The organism is Actinomyces sp. HMSC075C01, assembly GCF_001812965.1.
Taxonomy (GTDB): Bacteria; Actinomycetota; Actinomycetes; order Actinomycetales; family Actinomycetaceae; genus Actinomyces; species Actinomyces acetigenes.
The window spans coordinates 1-408 of the sequence record NZ_KV810924.1 but is presented as its reverse complement, the minus strand read 5'-3'; the positions used below and the strand labels follow the sequence as shown (position 1 = coordinate 408).

At 65.4% G+C, this 408-nt stretch carries 1 pseudogene; it reads right to left on the bottom strand.

Annotated elements, in window-relative coordinates:
- Positions 1–408: pseudogene (locus HMPREF2883_RS00345) on the bottom strand (transposase); the annotation flags it as partial.

Sequence of the window (408 nt, the reverse complement as noted above, 5' to 3'; positions counted from 1 at the left end):
ACGATCAGCACGTCGCTCACGCCTCTGTTGGCCAGCTCGGCGCACACAAGCCGCCCTTCAAGGAGGCTCCTTCCTCGGCCTGGACCCAGATCCTTAAGCCACGTGCTTGATCCCGTCCATGTCGACGCCGACCGCGATGTGAGCCGAGCGGGAGGCGACCCGGTGATTGACGCGGACCATCGGCCCGGATCGCGCCTGTGGTAGATCACCGGGTAGAACTCCTCCAGCGGGCGGCGCTGCCACTCCAGGACAGCGTCAGCGACCGCGTCGGTGATCTTCGAAATGGTCCCCGCGGACAGCTCCACGCTGAGCGTGGAGGCCAGGTGGTGCTGAATGTCGCGCACCGTCATTCCTCCGGCATACAAGCTGATGATCATCGCATCCAGCCCGTCCAGACGACGCTGGCCC